Source organism: Spiroplasma endosymbiont of Sarcophaga carnaria (assembly GCF_964019595.1).
Lineage (GTDB): Bacteria > Bacillota_I > Bacilli_A > Mycoplasmatales > Mycoplasmataceae > Spiroplasma > Spiroplasma poulsonii.
In genome coordinates this window covers 143,495-159,673 of the sequence record NZ_OZ026456.1, presented here as the reverse complement: position 1 = coordinate 159,673, position 16,179 = coordinate 143,495, and the positions used below count along the sequence as shown (strand labels likewise).

Genomic DNA, 16,179 nt, shown 5'->3' with positions numbered 1-16,179 from the left:
AATTATGGCATTTTGAAATATGCAACATAACCTATAATTGATAATTTTTCTCGTTCATCTTCATCTTGTACCCAATTAAAACTAGTACCTTTTAAACGATCATAATTTACTAATTCGCCAGTTCTGACATCTGATACTGACATATCTAAATATTGACCACTTCTTTGTGCTAATTGAATATAACCTTTATATCCCATTTGAAATTGAGCTTGATTAACTCATTCTTGTATTTCACGACCATTAATAATTCTTGTTATTTTTGTATTACGTATAATGTACGATGAAGCTCCAAAAAACAACTCTTGTTAGGGTTGTTTTTTTATTTGAAATAAAAAATCCCTAAAAGGAGGTAATGATAATTAAACAACAAAAAATATGTGATGTTAATGATTTCTATAAAGCAGTATCATTCATTACCGAAGAATTTTTATCAAATAAAGTTTTATGAACTTGTGAAAAACATAAATATTTATTAAATAAAATAAAAGATAAAACACAAAAACAGTTTTATCAAAAACTAGAAAATTCAAAAATTATCTTTGATTATGAAACTGGTTCTTTTAAACTTTGATTTTATAAAACAACTTAATGCAGGGTGGAACAGTTATTTTAAATAACTAAGTGTTTTTTTCCACATAGGCGGTCTAGCCCAGCGGTAATCAGTCCGTAAATAATAGACGCTTTAACAAGCGATAGTCGTGATAAGTGCGAGGTCAACATCAAACGACAATAAATATTGAGATGGCCACTTTATAAATAAATTTGCGATAGATATTATCCCATTAGAGGATGACAGAGGTTTTAAAAACCACAAAGTCAGCATTAGGCTCTTCAAGGTGCAAGTGAATTTATTTTAAAAACTGAACGCTTTGACCTGAAATGGTGCGGATGAAGAGAGAGAATTCTCTGGCATTATCTTATAAAAACAACTGTCGATTATTAAACATTAAACAATAAAACATACCGCCACCGCTCACCCGCAGTGAAGCGGATGGCGTAGTAAATAAATAGATAAATACTTAATTATATAACTAACTCTCGCTTTGGCACTTTCACTTGGGAGTGAGTGCCAGCGAGTTAAAAATAGGAGGTAAATATGACAATCAAAAATCTAATATCAATATATATGTACAATGATTTTTGTATTAATATATTTGATAATAAAACAGGGCAAAAAGAAAATATTAATGATGATATTAATTTAATTAAAAATGAAGAAGCACATTTATTAAATCAAGAAATAACTTATTTTGATATTAAAGAACAAAAAGGAAGAAAATTAATAGAAATATTAATAGCAAAGAACGAGGTAAATTAGTATGTGAAAAGATGAAAATGGTTATGTTTATACTGAAGAAGATTTATTTAATATGGCATTAGAAGAATGTCATTCAGAAGAAAGTGCTTATGAATATATTGATAATTTAATTAATGAAATGGAATTAGAGGAAATTTAATTATGGCAGATTTAAAATTAAATAATGAAGTTAAAAATATTACGTATCCATTTTATTTAAAAGGAAATAATTTTAAAGAATTAAGTTTAAAAGCATTAACAATTAAAAAATGAATTGATGAAAATGGACAAGAATTAGCAGAATTTATATATCGACAACAAGCTTGATTAATAAATGGAGAATATAAATCACAATCACTAAAAGATTTAAAATTAGTAGTTTCAAAAATTGATTATATTTTTAGAGAACCATTAGAATTAATAAAATCTTTTAAAGATGAATTAAATTTTATTAGAAAAGATATTTTGAATTTAGAAAATAATATTAAGAATAATCATGATTCTTTAAAAAATAATGTTATTAATATTCAATTTCAAAAACAAAATGAAATTATTGAAACTCATAAAAAAGAACAATTTTTAGAAATTAAAAGTGTAGCAAAACAAGAGCAAGAATTAAAAATTATTACTAGTAATTTTCGGAAAGAAAAATTATTAATTAAAGATATTGAGGTTATTGGTATTAATGATGATTTTTTACAAAATGCTGATAAATTAGAACTTATTAATCTTATTAAAAATTATTTAGTTGTTGATGAACAAATTGTTAAAAATGAAATTAAAGATCAGTGAGATAGTAATAAAGATATTAATTTAATTGGGGTTAAAGGTATTAATTTTAAAATAAATAAAGGAGAAAAATAATATGGCAAATATTGTTGAATTTTTAAGAACAGATAAAGCAACAGAATGAATAAAAAGTAAATTTTCTAATGAAAATGAAATTGCAAGATTTAAAAGTAATATAGTTGCAATATCAAATAGTAATGAATTATTACAAAAAGCAGATCCAAAAACAATTATGACTGCTTGTTATCAAGGAGTTTTATTAAATTTACCAATGGAAAAACAATTTGGTTATGCTTATGTAGTTCCATATAATACTAAAATAACAAGAATTATTAACGGTCGCGAAATCCAAGAATGAATTAATCAAGCTCAATTTCAAATAGGTTATAAAGGTTATATTCAATTAGCACAAAGAAGTGGTCAATATTTAGATATGTCAGTATCAGATGTTAGAGAAAATGAATTAGTAAATTATGATCGTTTAAAAGGAACTAGTTTTAATTGAATTCAAAATGAAGATGAAAGAGAAAAATTACCAATTATTGGTTATGTAGCATACTTTAAAATGGTTAATGGTTTTGGAAAAACTTTATATATGAAAAAAGAACAAATGGAAAATCATTTTATGAAATATTCTAAAACTTATGCTAAAAATAAATCATTTTATATTGCTAGTTTTGATGAAATGGCATTAAAAACAGTATTAACATCTTTATTAAGAAAATGAGGTATTATGTCTGTTGAATTACAACAAGCTTATAAATCAGATCAGGCAGTTATTACAACTAATGATGAAAAGATTTATATTGATAATGATAGCAATATAAGCATAAATAAGGGTCAAATTAGTAATGAAAATATATCAAGTGAAGAAGTGACAGATAATAATTTAGTTAAAGAAGAAGATATATCAAATGTAGTGCCAACAATTAATAATAACAACGATGAGGAATGAGCCACTTGATAAAAATAGGTATTGACCCATCAGGAACAGGTACTACTGCTATTGTTATTTATGAAGATAATAAATTAATTGAAAAATTAGAATTTACAAATAAAAATTGAAAAGAACAATATGAATTTATTAATGATAAATTGTTTGATTATGAAGAAAAAATTAATATTGAAGATTGTTTATATACATCTGCTAATGCTAGTAAAGATAGAGATGATTTATTAAGATTACTGGGTGCGATTGAAAATACTTGAGTTAGTTATAATTGGGTATCACCTAAACATACTAAATCAGTTGTTAAAAATATGGAAAATTTAAGTAAATATAATGATAGTTGTATATGAAAATTTGATAAAGATACTAATTTAACTTATCAATATGGTAAAGGTTGAAAATATAATAATGATAAAATAAGTAATCATTTACGAGATGCAATTATTATTGCTAATTATGAAAGTTAATATTATGAAACATTCATATAATCAAAAAACTGGAAAATATTATTCTTGCAAAATTAGGAATGTTAATATTTACTTAAATAAAAACGAAGAAAAAGTTTGAAATGAATTAAATTTTAATACTTATTCTCAAAAAATAGAATATCTTATTAACTTTTATATAACACATTATAAAGGAAATAAAGAATATGAATAATTATATTTTATGTTATCGATCTGAACAAGGTAATCGCCCTTGTAAAAACCCTCGTGGTGAATATATAATTGGGATTGATAAACAAGATGTAGATATTAATTCAACTGAATACTGAGAATATTATAAAAATAATTATGGAAAAAATAATTTAGTTATTTGTAAAGTTAAAAATTTAGACTTAATATTAGAAAATAAAAAATAACCAATTAAGGTTATTTTTTTTAAATACTATTTGTTAGTTTTTTAATAGCATCTTTTTGTGCTTGTTTTTTGTCATTTACTTTAACTTGTTTTTTAACATTTTTAATTTGACCTGTTTTTAATGCTAATTCTGTTGCATAATCAGGTCCTCGTAAATGTTTTTCGTGAGCAATAACAGCAGTTCTTAATTCTCTAATTTCTGCTTTATATTTTTTAATTTTTTTAGCAGATAATCCAAGAATACCAAGACTACCCATTCCACCAGCACCCGCTAACACAAGTAAAGCAATTACTATTTCATTACTAATTTCCATTTCTTTATTTCCTTTCTTATCCTTACTCAAACAGTGGCCATCCATTCTTTCAGAACAAAATAATTTATAAATTAAACTATATATAACCACCCAAAAATATCAACCGCCCCTATATATAGTTTATTTTAAATTTAATTCTTTGTTATTTTCTTCTTGTTTTTTAGTATATTCATCTTGCATATTTTTAAATATTTCTTCTGTTATACCATCCAAATTATTTCATTGTTTTGCTATTCTTGGTTGAATAACACGAGAATTAATTCGACAATCTAAGCAATGTCTTAAATGGTCTTTTTTTCATTTTGATTTATCAATTCAAATAATAATTAAAGAAATTATTAAAGTAATTAAAGGTAAAATTGTAAATACTAATCCCATTTTAGATATTTTTAATCGTGGAATATCAATTTTCATATCTACTTTGGGTTTACTACTAGCAACAAATATACCCTGAATTCCGTGTGTAAATAAAGGTGTTAATAAAATAGCAATTCCATTACCTCAATATTGACCATAATTATATCAATTAATATTATCTTTTATTGCATTGATCATGCCATATTCTAATCAACAATTTAATGCTAAAAATATCAATGTATAAAAACTAACTACTCAACTACGAATTTTATATTTTCTTTCTAATTCTCTAATATCTTTATGAGTTCAATTATAAGTCGGAATAGGGTCTTTTTTAAATCAATTTCAAGGTAAGGCACCTTTTAATCAAGTTGTTTTATCTTGTTTCATTATTAACTCACCAATTTTCTTTTAATTTTTAAATTACCTATTTTTATATTTTCAAAAGAACTAATAAGACCATTTGTGTCAATATACCAACCTGAAACACCTTTACTAGATGATACAACAATTCCACAACCAATATCAAAATCTTCTTTAATTTTGTCGAAAACTCTTGATGAAATAAAAAAAATCATCAATATGACAATTTGAAAACTAATTTTGTGTAAGATTATGATTTTGCTTTAAATTTTTTAAACGTTAAAATATAATACCGTTGATTGTTGGTTTGGTGTTAAACCTTTGTGTTGGTATTTTCATTTTCAGAGCTTTAAATAATTTTGAATATTAGTGAAACCCAAACCATGATAATGAATTAAGGCTTCTTTAAGACTGGATTGTAATTTACTAATCTTATTTAACTTTTGATAACTAGTATCAGGGTTTGTACTAGTTTTGGTGGAATATAGAGTAGAATTTGTTTGTTTTGCTACTAATAAATATAGTGGTTGCATATCAGAAATAATTATTGATTTTTCTTTAATTAGTTGCTTATTCATATTTTCAATAATCCATTGTTTTTGTAATCTTTTGGTATTGGTGGATTGAACAAAAATATTATTATTGCTATCAACTGCCATTTGAATACAGCATTTGGTATCAGTTGAAAATGGATCGAGATGAGTTTTTCGTTTATCAAATTTATCTTTAAAATTGCCTTTATGAATTTCTTTAATAAATGTTTCATCCATTTGGATTTGACCATTTAATTTTTTAAATTTTAACTGTGTATTTTCTAATTGTTTTGATTGCATTAATTTTTGTCGATTATATCAAGCGGTTTTTGGGGTTGTTTTAATAAAACGAGAAATTATTTTACTAGATTGTCCTAACAATGAAATTTGAATTAATAAATTTCACTGTTCATAATTTAAATGACTTCAATAAGTAAAATGATGACGAAATGCATCAAAACTAGCACGACATTTTTTACATAAATATTTTTGTTTTCCTTCGGAATTATGACCATTTTTAACACAATGAAAAGATTTGCAATTAGGACATATAATGCCTTTATCTCTAAATTTTTGATCAATTTCATTTAAACGTTTTTGTTTTTTAATTAAGTCTGCTTGTTGTTTTATTTTTTCATAAAATTCTAAAAATTGATCATCTGTTAAGCTATTTATTAATTATGTAATTATTTTTTTCATCATTTATTTACCTCCATATATTAAAAATATACCTAATTTTAGGTATATTTTATAAATATCAAGAGTTTTCGACAAAATTAAAGAAAAAAGTTATTCACCGATGTTAATTATCTTTGAATATGAAAAAAAATATGATGAAAAGTTTCCATTTTCACATGTAACACTTTACAAATATATTGAACATGGAGTTTTTGATGAAGAAGATAGTGAAATTAAGAAAAAATTACCATTTAAAGGCTTTAATTTTGTCGAAAACTCTTGATGAAATAAAAAAAATCATCAATATGACAATTTGAAAACTAATTTTGTGTAAGATTATGATTTTGCTTTAAATTTTTTAAACGTTAAAATATAATACCGTTGATTGTTGGTTTGGTGTTAAACCTTTGTGTTGGTATTTTCATTTTCAGAGCTTTAAATAATTTTGAATATTAGTGAAACCCAAACCATGATAATGAATTAAGGCTTCTTTAAGACTGGATTGTAATTTACTAATCTTATTTAACTTTTGATAACTAGTATCAGGGTTTGTACTAGTTTTGGTGGAATATAGAGTAGAATTTGTTTGTTTTGCTACTAATAAATATAGTGGTTGCATATCAGAAATAATTATTGATTTTTCTTTAATTAGTTGCTTATTCATATTTTCAATAATCCATTGTTTTTGTAATCTTTTGGTATTGGTGGATTGAACAAAAATATTATTATTGCTATCAACTGCCATTTGAATACAGCATTTGGTATCAGTTGAAAATGGATCGAGATGAGTTTTTCGTTTATCAAATTTATCTTTAAAATTGCCTTTATGAATTTCTTTAATAAATGTTTCATCCATTTGGATTTGACCATTTAATTTTTTAAATTTTAACTGTGTATTTTCTAATTGTTTTGATTGCATTAATTTTTGTCGATTATATCAAGCGGTTTTTGGGGTTGTTTTAATAAAACGAGAAATTATTTTACTAGATTGTCCTAACAATGAAATTTGAATTAATAAATTTCACTGTTCATAATTTAAATGACTTCAATAAGTAAAATGATGACGAAATGCATCAAAACTAGCACGACATTTTTTACATAAATATTTTTGTTTTCCTTCGGAATTATGACCATTTTTAACACAATGAAAAGATTTGCAATTAGGACATATAATGCCTTTATCTCTAAATTTTTGATCAATTTCATTTAAACGTTTTTGTTTTTTAATTAAGTCTGCTTGTTGTTTTATTTTTTCATAAAATTCTAAAAATTGATCATCTGTTAAGCTATTTATTAATTCTGTAATTATTTTTTTCATCATTTATTTACCTCCATATATTAAAAATATACCTAATTTTAGGTATATTTTATAAATATCAAGAGTTTTCGACAAAATTAAAGAAAATCTTTAAAAGTTTCTAAAAACATATATGGTAAAATTGAAAATTGACATCATATTTTATATTCAAATTTAGAACTATCAAAATTTTTAATTTGATATGTTAGACTACTATTTGGATTAAAATCACTAGTATCTACAAATTCTCAATTACTACTACTAATAAGTATATCACCATTACCTAATAATGAATTACCATTAATAGTTTTAATATTTTCACCCGATATTAATTGATCTTGTTTTAAATCAGAAACAGTAATCTCATTTTTATCATTTTTAATAATATATTTATTATCAATTTTAATATCACTACCGCCACTTTGTTTTGCTTTTCAAACATTATTTTCATAATAAATCGTATTATTATCAAAGGGAACAATAAGTTTAATATATTCGTTATAATCAATTTTAGAAAAGTCATTAATAGTAGAATAAATAATATTTATTGAATTATCAGTTTGTAATCGTTCTTTTAATCAAAATAATAATGTTGGATAAAAAGTTTTTTTACTAATATGTTTATATTATTCTTCTCATGGATGAGCATAATTATCTAAACTATAATTATAAGGTCTAGATACTGTTTTACTAGATATAATATCAATTATTTCACCGGCTAATTTTAAAGCATTTTTAACATCACGAGTAATATTTTCATTTGCCTCAGGGTCATTAGTTTGTGAATAAGAAACCCCACCTTGTGAAAATGAAGCACTACCAGTTAAATCATTAACTCCTTTTGGTAAATATCAATTTATAACTGCTAATAAACAAGCAGATTGAATATAACTTAATCATTTATCATATTCAATTAAACCAGTATTATCTTTTTTTACTCAAGGAAACAAATCTTTTTTATTAATTTTATCTGAAATTGTTCCACCTGATAATCTATCCATTCATAAACTAGTTTTTAAAATAGCATTATAAATTAAATTATCATTATAAGCAGATTGTTTACGATCATTAATAGGTTGTCAAAGTTTACTTGCTTTAACATCTTCAACTGTTATAAATAACAAATTAATTAAATTATTTTCCATATAAAACACCCCTTAATTGATTACGATATTTATTTTTTAAATTACTTGGCTTATAACTATTAACTCTTGTTTTTGTTTTCTTAATTGTTTTAATAGTTTGATTAGCTTTGTAAAACATATTTTTAACTGGTGTTTTATATAAATTCTTAATATTTTTAACATCACTTCGGCGTTCACGATATCATTTTTTATTATTAATTTCACCAGCAAAATTAAAATTAAAATGTCCAATCTTTAAATTATTAATAAACTTTTTAATTTGTTGTAATTTTTGAACTGTTGGTAATGTTAATTTAGTAGTTCCTTTGGGATATTTTTCTTTTAATGCTTGTGGTAATCGTTTTTTAATATAATTTCTTAAATGACTAGGTAACCATTTTCTTAATCAATAACGCCAAAATAAAGTCCCTGCATTAGAAACAGCATTACTTAATAATTTTCATATTTCAACTGGAACACTAGGATAAACATATGGACCATAAAATTTTGGATGTTTTGCTGTTTTTGTATATATTAAAATAGTTAAATTACCTGTTAAAGTTAACTTATTTGTAATATTAAACATACCACTATCAAGTCAACTACTATTTAAAGGCTGTCAATTAGTATTTAGATAATTTTCATTTTTAAATTGTTCTCTATTTTGAATATTATTATCTTTTTCTAATTGACTTAATATTTGTTGTATTTCTTTTTTATGACCTTTTTTAATTAAATCTAAATAAGTAAAAGGATTTAATCATTGATAAATATCTTCAACTTTACTTGTAATTTTATTATATTTATCAGTAATATAATTAATTGGTTTTAATATTTTATTTTGAACTTGATTAACTCTATTAATTAAATTTACAAATTTACTTATTAAAGGTTTATTTTCTAAATTAGATACTAATAAAGTTAAAACGCGTAATATTAGTAAATTCATTGTTTATTAAGAATTTTTAATTACAACATCAATGGGGTTTGTTTGACCAGTAGCATTGTTTTTACCTTCAATTTGAACTTCAACAGTTTTGTCATTTTTAATATTAATTGGTCAATCTTCACCCTTAGCTTCAATAAAGTAATCATAATCATTTTCTGTTAAAAAATTATTTACCGCTTTTACTGATTTTAAAACAACATCTTTAAATTGTGGTTTTAATTGTTCTGCTGTTGTTTGAGTTGGATCGTCAACATGAATAGTTGGTTTATCTAATTTATTAATCCCACTAATATCAATTTTATTTGATGATGGAATTACATAATCAACAGGAACTCTAAATGTTTTATTAAGATTACTTTTAGCAGTATTAATTTCATCTTGGGTTGGCGCTTTTTCTAAAATAATTTTACATGTTTTTGGATATAAAATTGTTGGTGTTGCATATTGTACTTTACCAATTCATTTAGGGTTAGCAGTATCATTATCTAAAACTTGTTGAATAGTATCCATATTAATTGGATAAGCTCATACTTGTTTATTAATAATTAAACCATTTACATTAGTAAAATTATAACCTTTATCACGGTTAACTTGTCCTTTTGTATATGTTTTTTCTAAATGAAAACTTTTAGATACAGGAATACCCATTGCGGTATTTTCATATAATTCACCATTAACCATTGCTTTTAATTGGGCTTGTGAACCAATCACTTTTAAATACGCAGGTGTTAATCCTAAATAGGCTCTACGACCTAAAACCATAAACATTTTATCAGTTGGCAATCCAAAATATAAATTACTAATTTGATTTGTTAATTCAATCAAAGTTTCATTTAATGTAAAGAATGCCTTATTTGCATCATCAGCATTTTCTGCTGTATAACTACGAAATGGAATTACTTCATATTGACCATCTGCTAAACAATAATCATAAATAGCCTGAATTAATTCACATTCTAAATTAACAAATTTATTTTGTACAACACTAGAAATAGCATCAGCAATAACACCATTTTTAATATTTTGTTCTATTAATGCTAAGTCAAAAGCCTCATTCATTAATTTTAAATTAAATCTCTTATCAATCGGAACTGGAATTCTTGTTAATCCCATTGTTTGAGTTGCCCCACCATTTGGTAATGAATAATCATCTTGTCATACCACACGATGAGTTAAATTATATAGTGCTTGTCCTGCATTAGGTAATCAAGCAACTTGTTCTGCGGTTGCAGTAGCATACTGCATAATACTTGCATATTAATTATATAAAGGTCCACGCAATAAAGCATTAACCATATCAACATAGGCTTTTTGACCTGTTGTGTTACCTTGTAATGTAAAAGGTACTTGTGGCAAATTAATTGTTGCCATAATTTCACTCCCTTATTATCTAAGGTTTTTAAGTGTATAATCAGTTAATTTTTTAATTTCTTCAGGAGTATATGCTCCTTTTTCTTTAATAGTTTCAATTTCATCATTTTTATTTTCAACCGATTTTTCAATCATTTCTTTAATTAAATTAGTTGGTGAAACTGATGGTTGTTCTTCAACAAACAAATCAGGTTTTAATTCTTTTAAAGTTTGCATTTTTTCAATTAAAGAATTACCACTAACTTTATCTAAATTAGTTTTAATATCTTCAATTTTAGTAGGTGGAATATCTTTAAAAGCTTTTAATTCATCTAATTCATTAGCAACTTTTAAATACTCTTCTTTTGAAATAGTATCTTTTCGTTTTTGTATTCCCTCAATAATTTGTTTTGTTTCATTATGAAATTCATTTAAAATATTATCAGCTATTTCTTCACTTAAACCTTGTTCGATTAATTGTTCTTTTGTAAGTGCCATTTTATAAACTCCTCTTTTTTTATTCTTGTTCGAATAACAAGTCAGCATAAGTCTTTTTAAGGCGGAAAGCATAAACCGTAAATTACTTTTTTGTTAAAAGGATAAACCGTTATAAGTATTTTACACTATTATTTTATTAATACAATACTTTTTATAAATAAAAAAAATCACTAAACTTAACTTATTTTATTGCTAATTTATCCCTTAAAACGCGTAATAAGAGATATTTTCTAAGATAAAATTTTTAAAATAATTCCTAATTTTGCTTGCTTATATATATATATATATATATAATTCGGGTAAATCTTGATAAAAAGTTTCAAGATTAAGAAAAGGAGAAATACAAGTAATGAAAAAATTACTAAGTTTATTAAGTGTATTAACAATTAGCGGAACAGCTGTCCCAACAACAATTGCCGCTAGTCCTTATCAAGATCAAGAAAAATTATTAAAACGTAATAAAAGATGGGGCGAAGTTCAATGAATTCAAATTGCACAACAATGACGCAATGCTGAACTAGAATATCAAAGAGCTGGGGAAGAATTTCAAAGAACACAAAATCATACAGCCTTTAGTAAAGCTCAACAACATTTTTTACAAGCTCAACAATCATTTAATAATTCAAAAAATGAATGACAACAAGGATTAAAACAGTGAGCAAATGAAATTACACAAGAACGCAATCAACAATGATGAAATAATATTAAATCAGAACAAGCAACTCAATCGGAAATACAGTGAGTTACTAATAAAACGGTGGCTTTAGCATTAAAATTAGGTACAAATAATGTAAATAAAAATAAAATAGTTGAAATTTATTCGAAAAAAAAATAACTGTAATTCTGAAGTATCAAAAGCAGCTATAAATGGTGCTGTTGGTGGAGCAGTTGGAGGTGCGATTACATCATCTCCTTCAGACGTAACTGCTGAAGAAGCTTCAGCAGTTGCAAGGGCTCTTGCAGGAAGTGTTATTCCAGGTATTGGTACTATAGTTGGTGCTATATTTGGAGAGGTATAGTTGGATTTTTTGGGACTATTTTTGGTGGAGCTGCTTCTGGGGCAGCAGTAGGTGCAATTAGTGGTGCTGCCGGTGCTGCAGCAGTAGAATGTTAAAATTAAAAAGTAATTAAATGGAAATAAAACTTATTTCCATTTTTAATTAAATTACCAAAAAATAGAAAGGTACATAAAAATGAAAAAAATATTAAGTATTTTAGGAACAATAACTTTAATTGGAACAAGCACAACAAGTTTAGTTGCTTGTAATACACCACAAGAATATACAACCAAAGAATTAGCAAAATTAAAAGAAAAGAATAAAATAAATACTGCTAATCAAGAAATCAGAGACAACTTAGAATGAATAGCAAAACAGGAAAAACCATTTAGTGAGGTAGTAGATAATAAATGGTACTACATAATATATAAAGATAATTCTAATAATATAAAATTATCAAAAAGATTAAATAATAATCGATATACTAATATTGCTTTACCCTGGTCTCCATTATGAATAAAAGTTTATCGTTGAAATTTAGATACACAAGAACCTGATTTAATTATTGATGATAAAGGTAATTTAAAAGTTAAAGGTGAATAAAAAAAGAGATTTAATATCTCTTTTTTTATCTTGGTGTAATTGTAATTTTAACTGGGTTATCACTATTATTTATCATACCTAATAAACCCAAAGAATTTAAGTCTATTGTTATATTTTTGTCATTACCAAAATAAGGTCAATATCCAGCACCACCTAAAAATCTTAATTCTGGTTTTAATTTTTTTGAAAATCTAATTTTTAATTTTAAATCATTAGTATAATATCCTTGTAAATATGTTTCTTTAACTTTATCACCATCAGTGCTATATAACTTAGAAATTTGCAATAGAAATTGAAAAACCCCACTATTTTTTTCAGTCCAATAAACACTGTGATAATTATTAGTTCCTAAATCATCAGCGATACCTGTGTTAAAAATTTGAGGTTCATTAGTAATATTTTTTGTATATAAAGTTATTATATTATCAAAATTAATAATAGTATTTTGAGATAATCCCTCTTTTTTTAAAACAGCATTTGATAATAGTCCTAGACTATTATTGCAATTATTTTCACCCGCAGACAAATTAACATCTCTATCATAAATAAATCGCTTTATATCAGGTTTAAAACATCTAACTTGTAAATTATTAAGATTACTTATTTCTATTGTTTTATAAGAACTAATAAATTTATCAATACTTTGAATTGTTGGATCAATTTGTCTTAAATCAATTTCAGTTTCATAATAAGCATCATATAAATTATCTAAAAATAAATTACCACTATTAATACAATGTGGATTTACAATAATTTTTGTTTTTAATGCTTGTCCTGTTTTAGCATCTCAAATATCTTTTGTATAAGGTTGATAGTTATATGGTACTGGTGGGAGAACATATTCAGGGTAATTAAACGTTGGTATTTCATAGTTATGTGGTAATAAGAAACTAGTTTTATAATTAGTTGTCATATCGCGTAAATAATTATTTAAAGTACTTTTTGTTTTACCTCTGAAACTCCATACTGATAAGCGTAAATAATCTTCTTCATTATTAGTATATGGGTTATCAGCATAAAAGATAATTTCAAAATTACCTTTATATAATGCTTGGATTGAAAACATATCAATTATATAACTACAATTTGTTCCATCAGGTGTTTGTAAGAATTCGCAATCACTATCTTTTTCACTATCACTAACTGGTGTTTGAGCATCTACTGCTCTTACTAATTCATTAATTAAATATATGCGATTAGTTTTAGGATTTAATTGTTTTAAATTATAAGTTGAATAAGTTATTCGTTCTGTTGGTTTACCATCTTTTTTTAAAACATTACCTTGTATTTTATCAGTTAATAAAGTTGTAAACCCTAAACTAGTAGCATTTGCTCCAAAAATAGCACCGACTTTATCATTCCCTTGTTCTCTAAATATTTCAAATGGTAAATAACCTTTACCTTTTGATTTTTCAGACCAAAAGGCATCATTATAGAAACTATAAATATTAGCACTCATAAAGCCATTAAGTCATTGAAAATTAGGTCAAGTTTTTTCATCTTGGTTAATTACTCATCCTCAGGGAATACCAAATGAAATAAAATTTAAGAATTTACCAACTCCGCCTGGGATAGTAAAAGGATTAAATACTAACTTTTGTGTATAGTTTAAAGGTAATACGGTAATTTGACGATTAATAAAATTATTCATATTTAAAATATCTCAAACATTACATATACCCATTTTATTATATTAAATTTGAACTTGTCCAACTGTATTACCAAATTCATCTTTTCTTCTAAAATATGATGATGATTGGGTACTAATTATATTATTAACATCTTCATTATTTACTTTTATTTTATCTGGTGGAGTAATCATTCAATTTTTAGACCAATAAAATTTAGAGTCATTATCTTCTTTATGAATAGTTGTCCCAACCGTAGGATTAGTTGCTGTTGAACTTGCTTTATCAGTTATAACAATACCTTCACTATTTTTTTGATTTCAAAAGTCGTATCTACTTTCCATATCTTTTTTTCAATCTTCATAACCATTTATCATTGTTGGTTGAATACCTTGAATGTTATATCAACTTACTTCGGGTGATGCATAAGTATTTATTTTATCAGGTGGTGCAGGAAACATGTTATACATTAATAAATCACGGGAATTCATTACTTTTTTATTAAATTCACCTTTAATAATTGGTCGGCCAATAACAGGCATATCAAAAAAGATAGGGTTACCATAAAATTTAACTGCCATTGCTCTAACCCCCGGGTCTTTTAATAAAATCTCATCTAATTCAACAATACCTTTATTTAGTTTTTCATCATAAGTTATTTTAGGAAAACAATAACCCTCACCTGGGGCACTTGTTTGTATAAATTGTCGTACTGATAAACCACTATTACTAATTTTGTCATTAATACTTGAAAATGTAATTTCTTGTCATAAAAAACTACCATCATAAGGTGAATAATAATTAATAACATTAGATGGATATAATCATTGTCTATCTTGTGGAGAAGAATTAATATCACCACCACCAATATTTAATCCACGGTCATTAAATACAGTATAAAAATTATAATAATCATTAATATTTAAGTTTTCAGCATCTTCATCTAAAATTAATAAAGTATATTGTCTTTCTGTTGATTGTTGGGTAAATACTTGTTCAAATTTAGCTTCACCAAATTGAATAGAACTTCTATCATCAATCATATAAGCATCTCAATATTTACCAACTTTAACTTCTTTGGTATAAAAATTATCGGCTTTATTATCATTATTAATAAAATAACTTAATTTATATTGATTTGAGTATTCTAACATTCTATTAATATCATAAATATTTTCACCATCAATTAATTTTCAATAAATATTATTATTTTCATCTTTTAATTTTATCGCAAAAGGTGTTTCATTATTTACTCATATAGTTGAGTTAATTGGTTGTTTATTAAAATCATCAATCGTTAAAATATTAATTTCTTCACCTTTATATTTTTGGACTATTTTTAAACTATCTTGTCATTGAGCTATAGTACTTTCCATATTATCAAATATTCTTGAATAACTACCATAATCACTAGGTTTAGCATTATTAGGTTTTCAACCTGTTTCAGTATCAGGTATATATGAGCTATAAACATTAAAAGGAAATACCATTCAATGTCTATTATCTCGTATATTTTCTCTAATATCTATTAAAGTATCATGGGCCTGTCTTCTTAATTCTTCCATAACACCTGGGTTAATTCTACTCATTT

21 protein-coding genes and 2 pseudogenes are annotated in these 16,179 nt (G+C 24.8%); 10 read left to right on the top strand and 13 right to left on the bottom strand.

The genetic code is table 4. The annotated features are described in order from the left end of the window. Positions 1 to 2: 2 nt before the first annotated feature. Positions 3 to 299: a recombinase RecT gene (locus AACK91_RS01045; RefSeq protein WP_338963560.1), complete on the bottom strand. Its 297-nt coding sequence runs from the start codon at positions 297 to 299 to the stop codon at positions 3 to 5. Between the two features lie 53 nt (positions 300 to 352). Here AACK91_RS01045 and AACK91_RS01040 point away from each other — a divergent pair, with 53 nt between their 5' ends. The 7 genes from AACK91_RS01040 to AACK91_RS01010 all read left to right on the top strand — a co-directional run bounded on the left by AACK91_RS01040 (position 353) and on the right by AACK91_RS01010 (position 3,897). Then, positions 353 to 589, top strand: coding sequence for a hypothetical protein (locus tag AACK91_RS01040; protein WP_338963559.1), 237 nt, complete (start codon positions 353 to 355; stop codon positions 587 to 589). 507 nt (positions 590 to 1,096) lie between these two features. Next, complete coding sequence (locus tag AACK91_RS01035; RefSeq protein WP_338963241.1) at positions 1,097 to 1,318, top strand: hypothetical protein; 222 nt, start codon at positions 1,097 to 1,099, stop codon at positions 1,316 to 1,318. Position 1,319: 1 nt separating this feature from the next. Continuing rightward, positions 1,320 to 1,457: a hypothetical protein gene (locus AACK91_RS01030; protein WP_338963239.1), complete on the top strand. Its 138-nt coding sequence runs from the start codon at positions 1,320 to 1,322 to the stop codon at positions 1,455 to 1,457. 2 nt (positions 1,458 to 1,459) lie between these two features. Beyond that, positions 1,460 to 2,161 carry a hypothetical protein gene (locus AACK91_RS01025; RefSeq protein ID WP_338963237.1) on the top strand — a complete coding sequence of 234 codons (702 nt, stop codon included), beginning with the start codon at positions 1,460 to 1,462 and terminating at the stop codon, positions 2,159 to 2,161. Between the two features lies 1 nt (position 2,162). Next, a complete protein-coding gene (locus tag AACK91_RS01020; RefSeq protein WP_338963558.1) occupies positions 2,163 to 3,053 on the top strand; it encodes a recombinase RecT in 891 nt (296 codons plus the stop codon). Next, entirely contained in the window at positions 3,038 to 3,502 is a 465-nt protein-coding gene (locus tag AACK91_RS01015; protein ID WP_338963557.1) for a hypothetical protein, read from the top strand. The genes AACK91_RS01020 and AACK91_RS01015 overlap by 16 nt, the downstream gene beginning before the upstream one ends. Positions 3,503 to 3,687: 185 nt before the next feature. After that, a complete protein-coding gene (locus tag AACK91_RS01010; protein ID WP_338963231.1) occupies positions 3,688 to 3,897 on the top strand; it encodes a hypothetical protein in 210 nt (69 codons plus the stop codon). Positions 3,898 to 3,916: 19 nt separating this feature from the next. Here the strand turns inward: AACK91_RS01010 and AACK91_RS01005 are convergent, their stop codons facing one another. The 5 genes and pseudogenes from AACK91_RS01005 to AACK91_RS11545 all read right to left on the bottom strand — a co-directional run. Then, positions 3,917 to 4,255 carry a hypothetical protein gene (locus AACK91_RS01005; protein WP_338963556.1) on the bottom strand — a complete coding sequence of 113 codons (339 nt, stop codon included), beginning with the start codon at positions 4,253 to 4,255 and terminating at the stop codon, positions 3,917 to 3,919. Between the two features lie 75 nt (positions 4,256 to 4,330). Next, positions 4,331 to 4,957 carry a hypothetical protein gene (locus AACK91_RS01000; protein ID WP_338963555.1) on the bottom strand — a complete coding sequence of 209 codons (627 nt, stop codon included), beginning with the start codon at positions 4,955 to 4,957 and terminating at the stop codon, positions 4,331 to 4,333. 2 nt (positions 4,958 to 4,959) lie between these two features. Beyond that, entirely contained in the window at positions 4,960 to 5,145 is a 186-nt protein-coding gene (locus AACK91_RS00995) for a hypothetical protein (RefSeq protein WP_338963554.1), read from the bottom strand. A 57-nt stretch (positions 5,146 to 5,202) separates the two neighbouring features. Beyond that, entirely contained in the window at positions 5,203 to 5,844 is a 642-nt protein-coding gene (locus AACK91_RS00990; protein ID WP_338963553.1) for a transposase, read from the bottom strand. 87 nt (positions 5,845 to 5,931) lie between these two features. Beyond that, a pseudogene (locus tag AACK91_RS11545) lies at positions 5,932 to 6,015 on the bottom strand (transposase-like zinc-binding domain-containing protein); the annotation flags it as partial. Positions 6,016 to 6,238: 223 nt separating this feature from the next. Here AACK91_RS11545 and AACK91_RS11540 point away from each other — a divergent pair. Further along, positions 6,239 to 6,400: pseudogene (locus AACK91_RS11540) on the top strand (IS30 family transposase); the annotation flags it as partial. A gap of 99 nt (positions 6,401 to 6,499) precedes the next feature. Here the strand turns inward: AACK91_RS11540 and AACK91_RS00980 are convergent. From AACK91_RS00980 to AACK91_RS00960, 5 genes are all read right to left on the bottom strand, one after another. Next, positions 6,500 to 7,462, bottom strand: coding sequence for an IS1/IS1595 family N-terminal zinc-binding domain-containing protein (locus tag AACK91_RS00980; RefSeq protein WP_338963247.1), 963 nt, complete (start codon positions 7,460 to 7,462; stop codon positions 6,500 to 6,502). Positions 7,463 to 8,064: 602 nt separating this feature from the next. After that, positions 8,065 to 8,583: a hypothetical protein gene (locus AACK91_RS00975; RefSeq protein WP_338963551.1), complete on the bottom strand. Its 519-nt coding sequence runs from the start codon at positions 8,581 to 8,583 to the stop codon at positions 8,065 to 8,067. After that, positions 8,573 to 9,511: a hypothetical protein gene (locus AACK91_RS00970; RefSeq protein ID WP_338963550.1), complete on the bottom strand. Its 939-nt coding sequence runs from the start codon at positions 9,509 to 9,511 to the stop codon at positions 8,573 to 8,575. The genes AACK91_RS00975 and AACK91_RS00970 overlap by 11 nt, the downstream gene beginning before the upstream one ends. A 6-nt stretch (positions 9,512 to 9,517) precedes the next feature. Beyond that, complete coding sequence (locus tag AACK91_RS00965; RefSeq protein ID WP_338963549.1) at positions 9,518 to 10,756, bottom strand: hypothetical protein; 1,239 nt, start codon at positions 10,754 to 10,756, stop codon at positions 9,518 to 9,520. A gap of 141 nt (positions 10,757 to 10,897) precedes the next feature. Beyond that, positions 10,898 to 11,359, bottom strand: coding sequence for a hypothetical protein (locus tag AACK91_RS00960; RefSeq protein WP_338963548.1), 462 nt, complete (start codon positions 11,357 to 11,359; stop codon positions 10,898 to 10,900). Positions 11,360 to 11,708: 349 nt separating this feature from the next. On the opposite strand from AACK91_RS00960, the gene AACK91_RS00955 reads away from it, so the two are divergent. Both AACK91_RS00955 and AACK91_RS00950 read left to right on the top strand, forming a co-directional pair. Beyond that, a complete protein-coding gene (locus AACK91_RS00955) occupies positions 11,709 to 12,194 on the top strand; it encodes a hypothetical protein (protein WP_338963546.1) in 486 nt (161 codons plus the stop codon). Between the two features lie 358 nt (positions 12,195 to 12,552). Then, positions 12,553 to 12,960, top strand: coding sequence for a lipoprotein (locus AACK91_RS00950; protein WP_338963545.1), 408 nt, complete (start codon positions 12,553 to 12,555; stop codon positions 12,958 to 12,960). Between the two features lie 25 nt (positions 12,961 to 12,985). On the opposite strand, the gene AACK91_RS00945 is transcribed toward AACK91_RS00950, so the two are convergent. Next, positions 12,986 to 14,644 carry a hypothetical protein gene (locus AACK91_RS00945; RefSeq protein ID WP_338963544.1) on the bottom strand — a complete coding sequence of 553 codons (1,659 nt, stop codon included), beginning with the start codon at positions 14,642 to 14,644 and terminating at the stop codon, positions 12,986 to 12,988. Positions 14,645 to 14,653: 9 nt separating this feature from the next. Continuing rightward, the gene (locus AACK91_RS00940; RefSeq protein WP_338963543.1) at positions 14,654 to 16,177 is read right to left on the bottom strand and encodes a hypothetical protein; all 1,524 of its coding nucleotides are present in this window, start codon (positions 16,175 to 16,177) and stop codon (positions 14,654 to 14,656) included. Positions 16,178 to 16,179 lie beyond the last annotated feature (2 nt).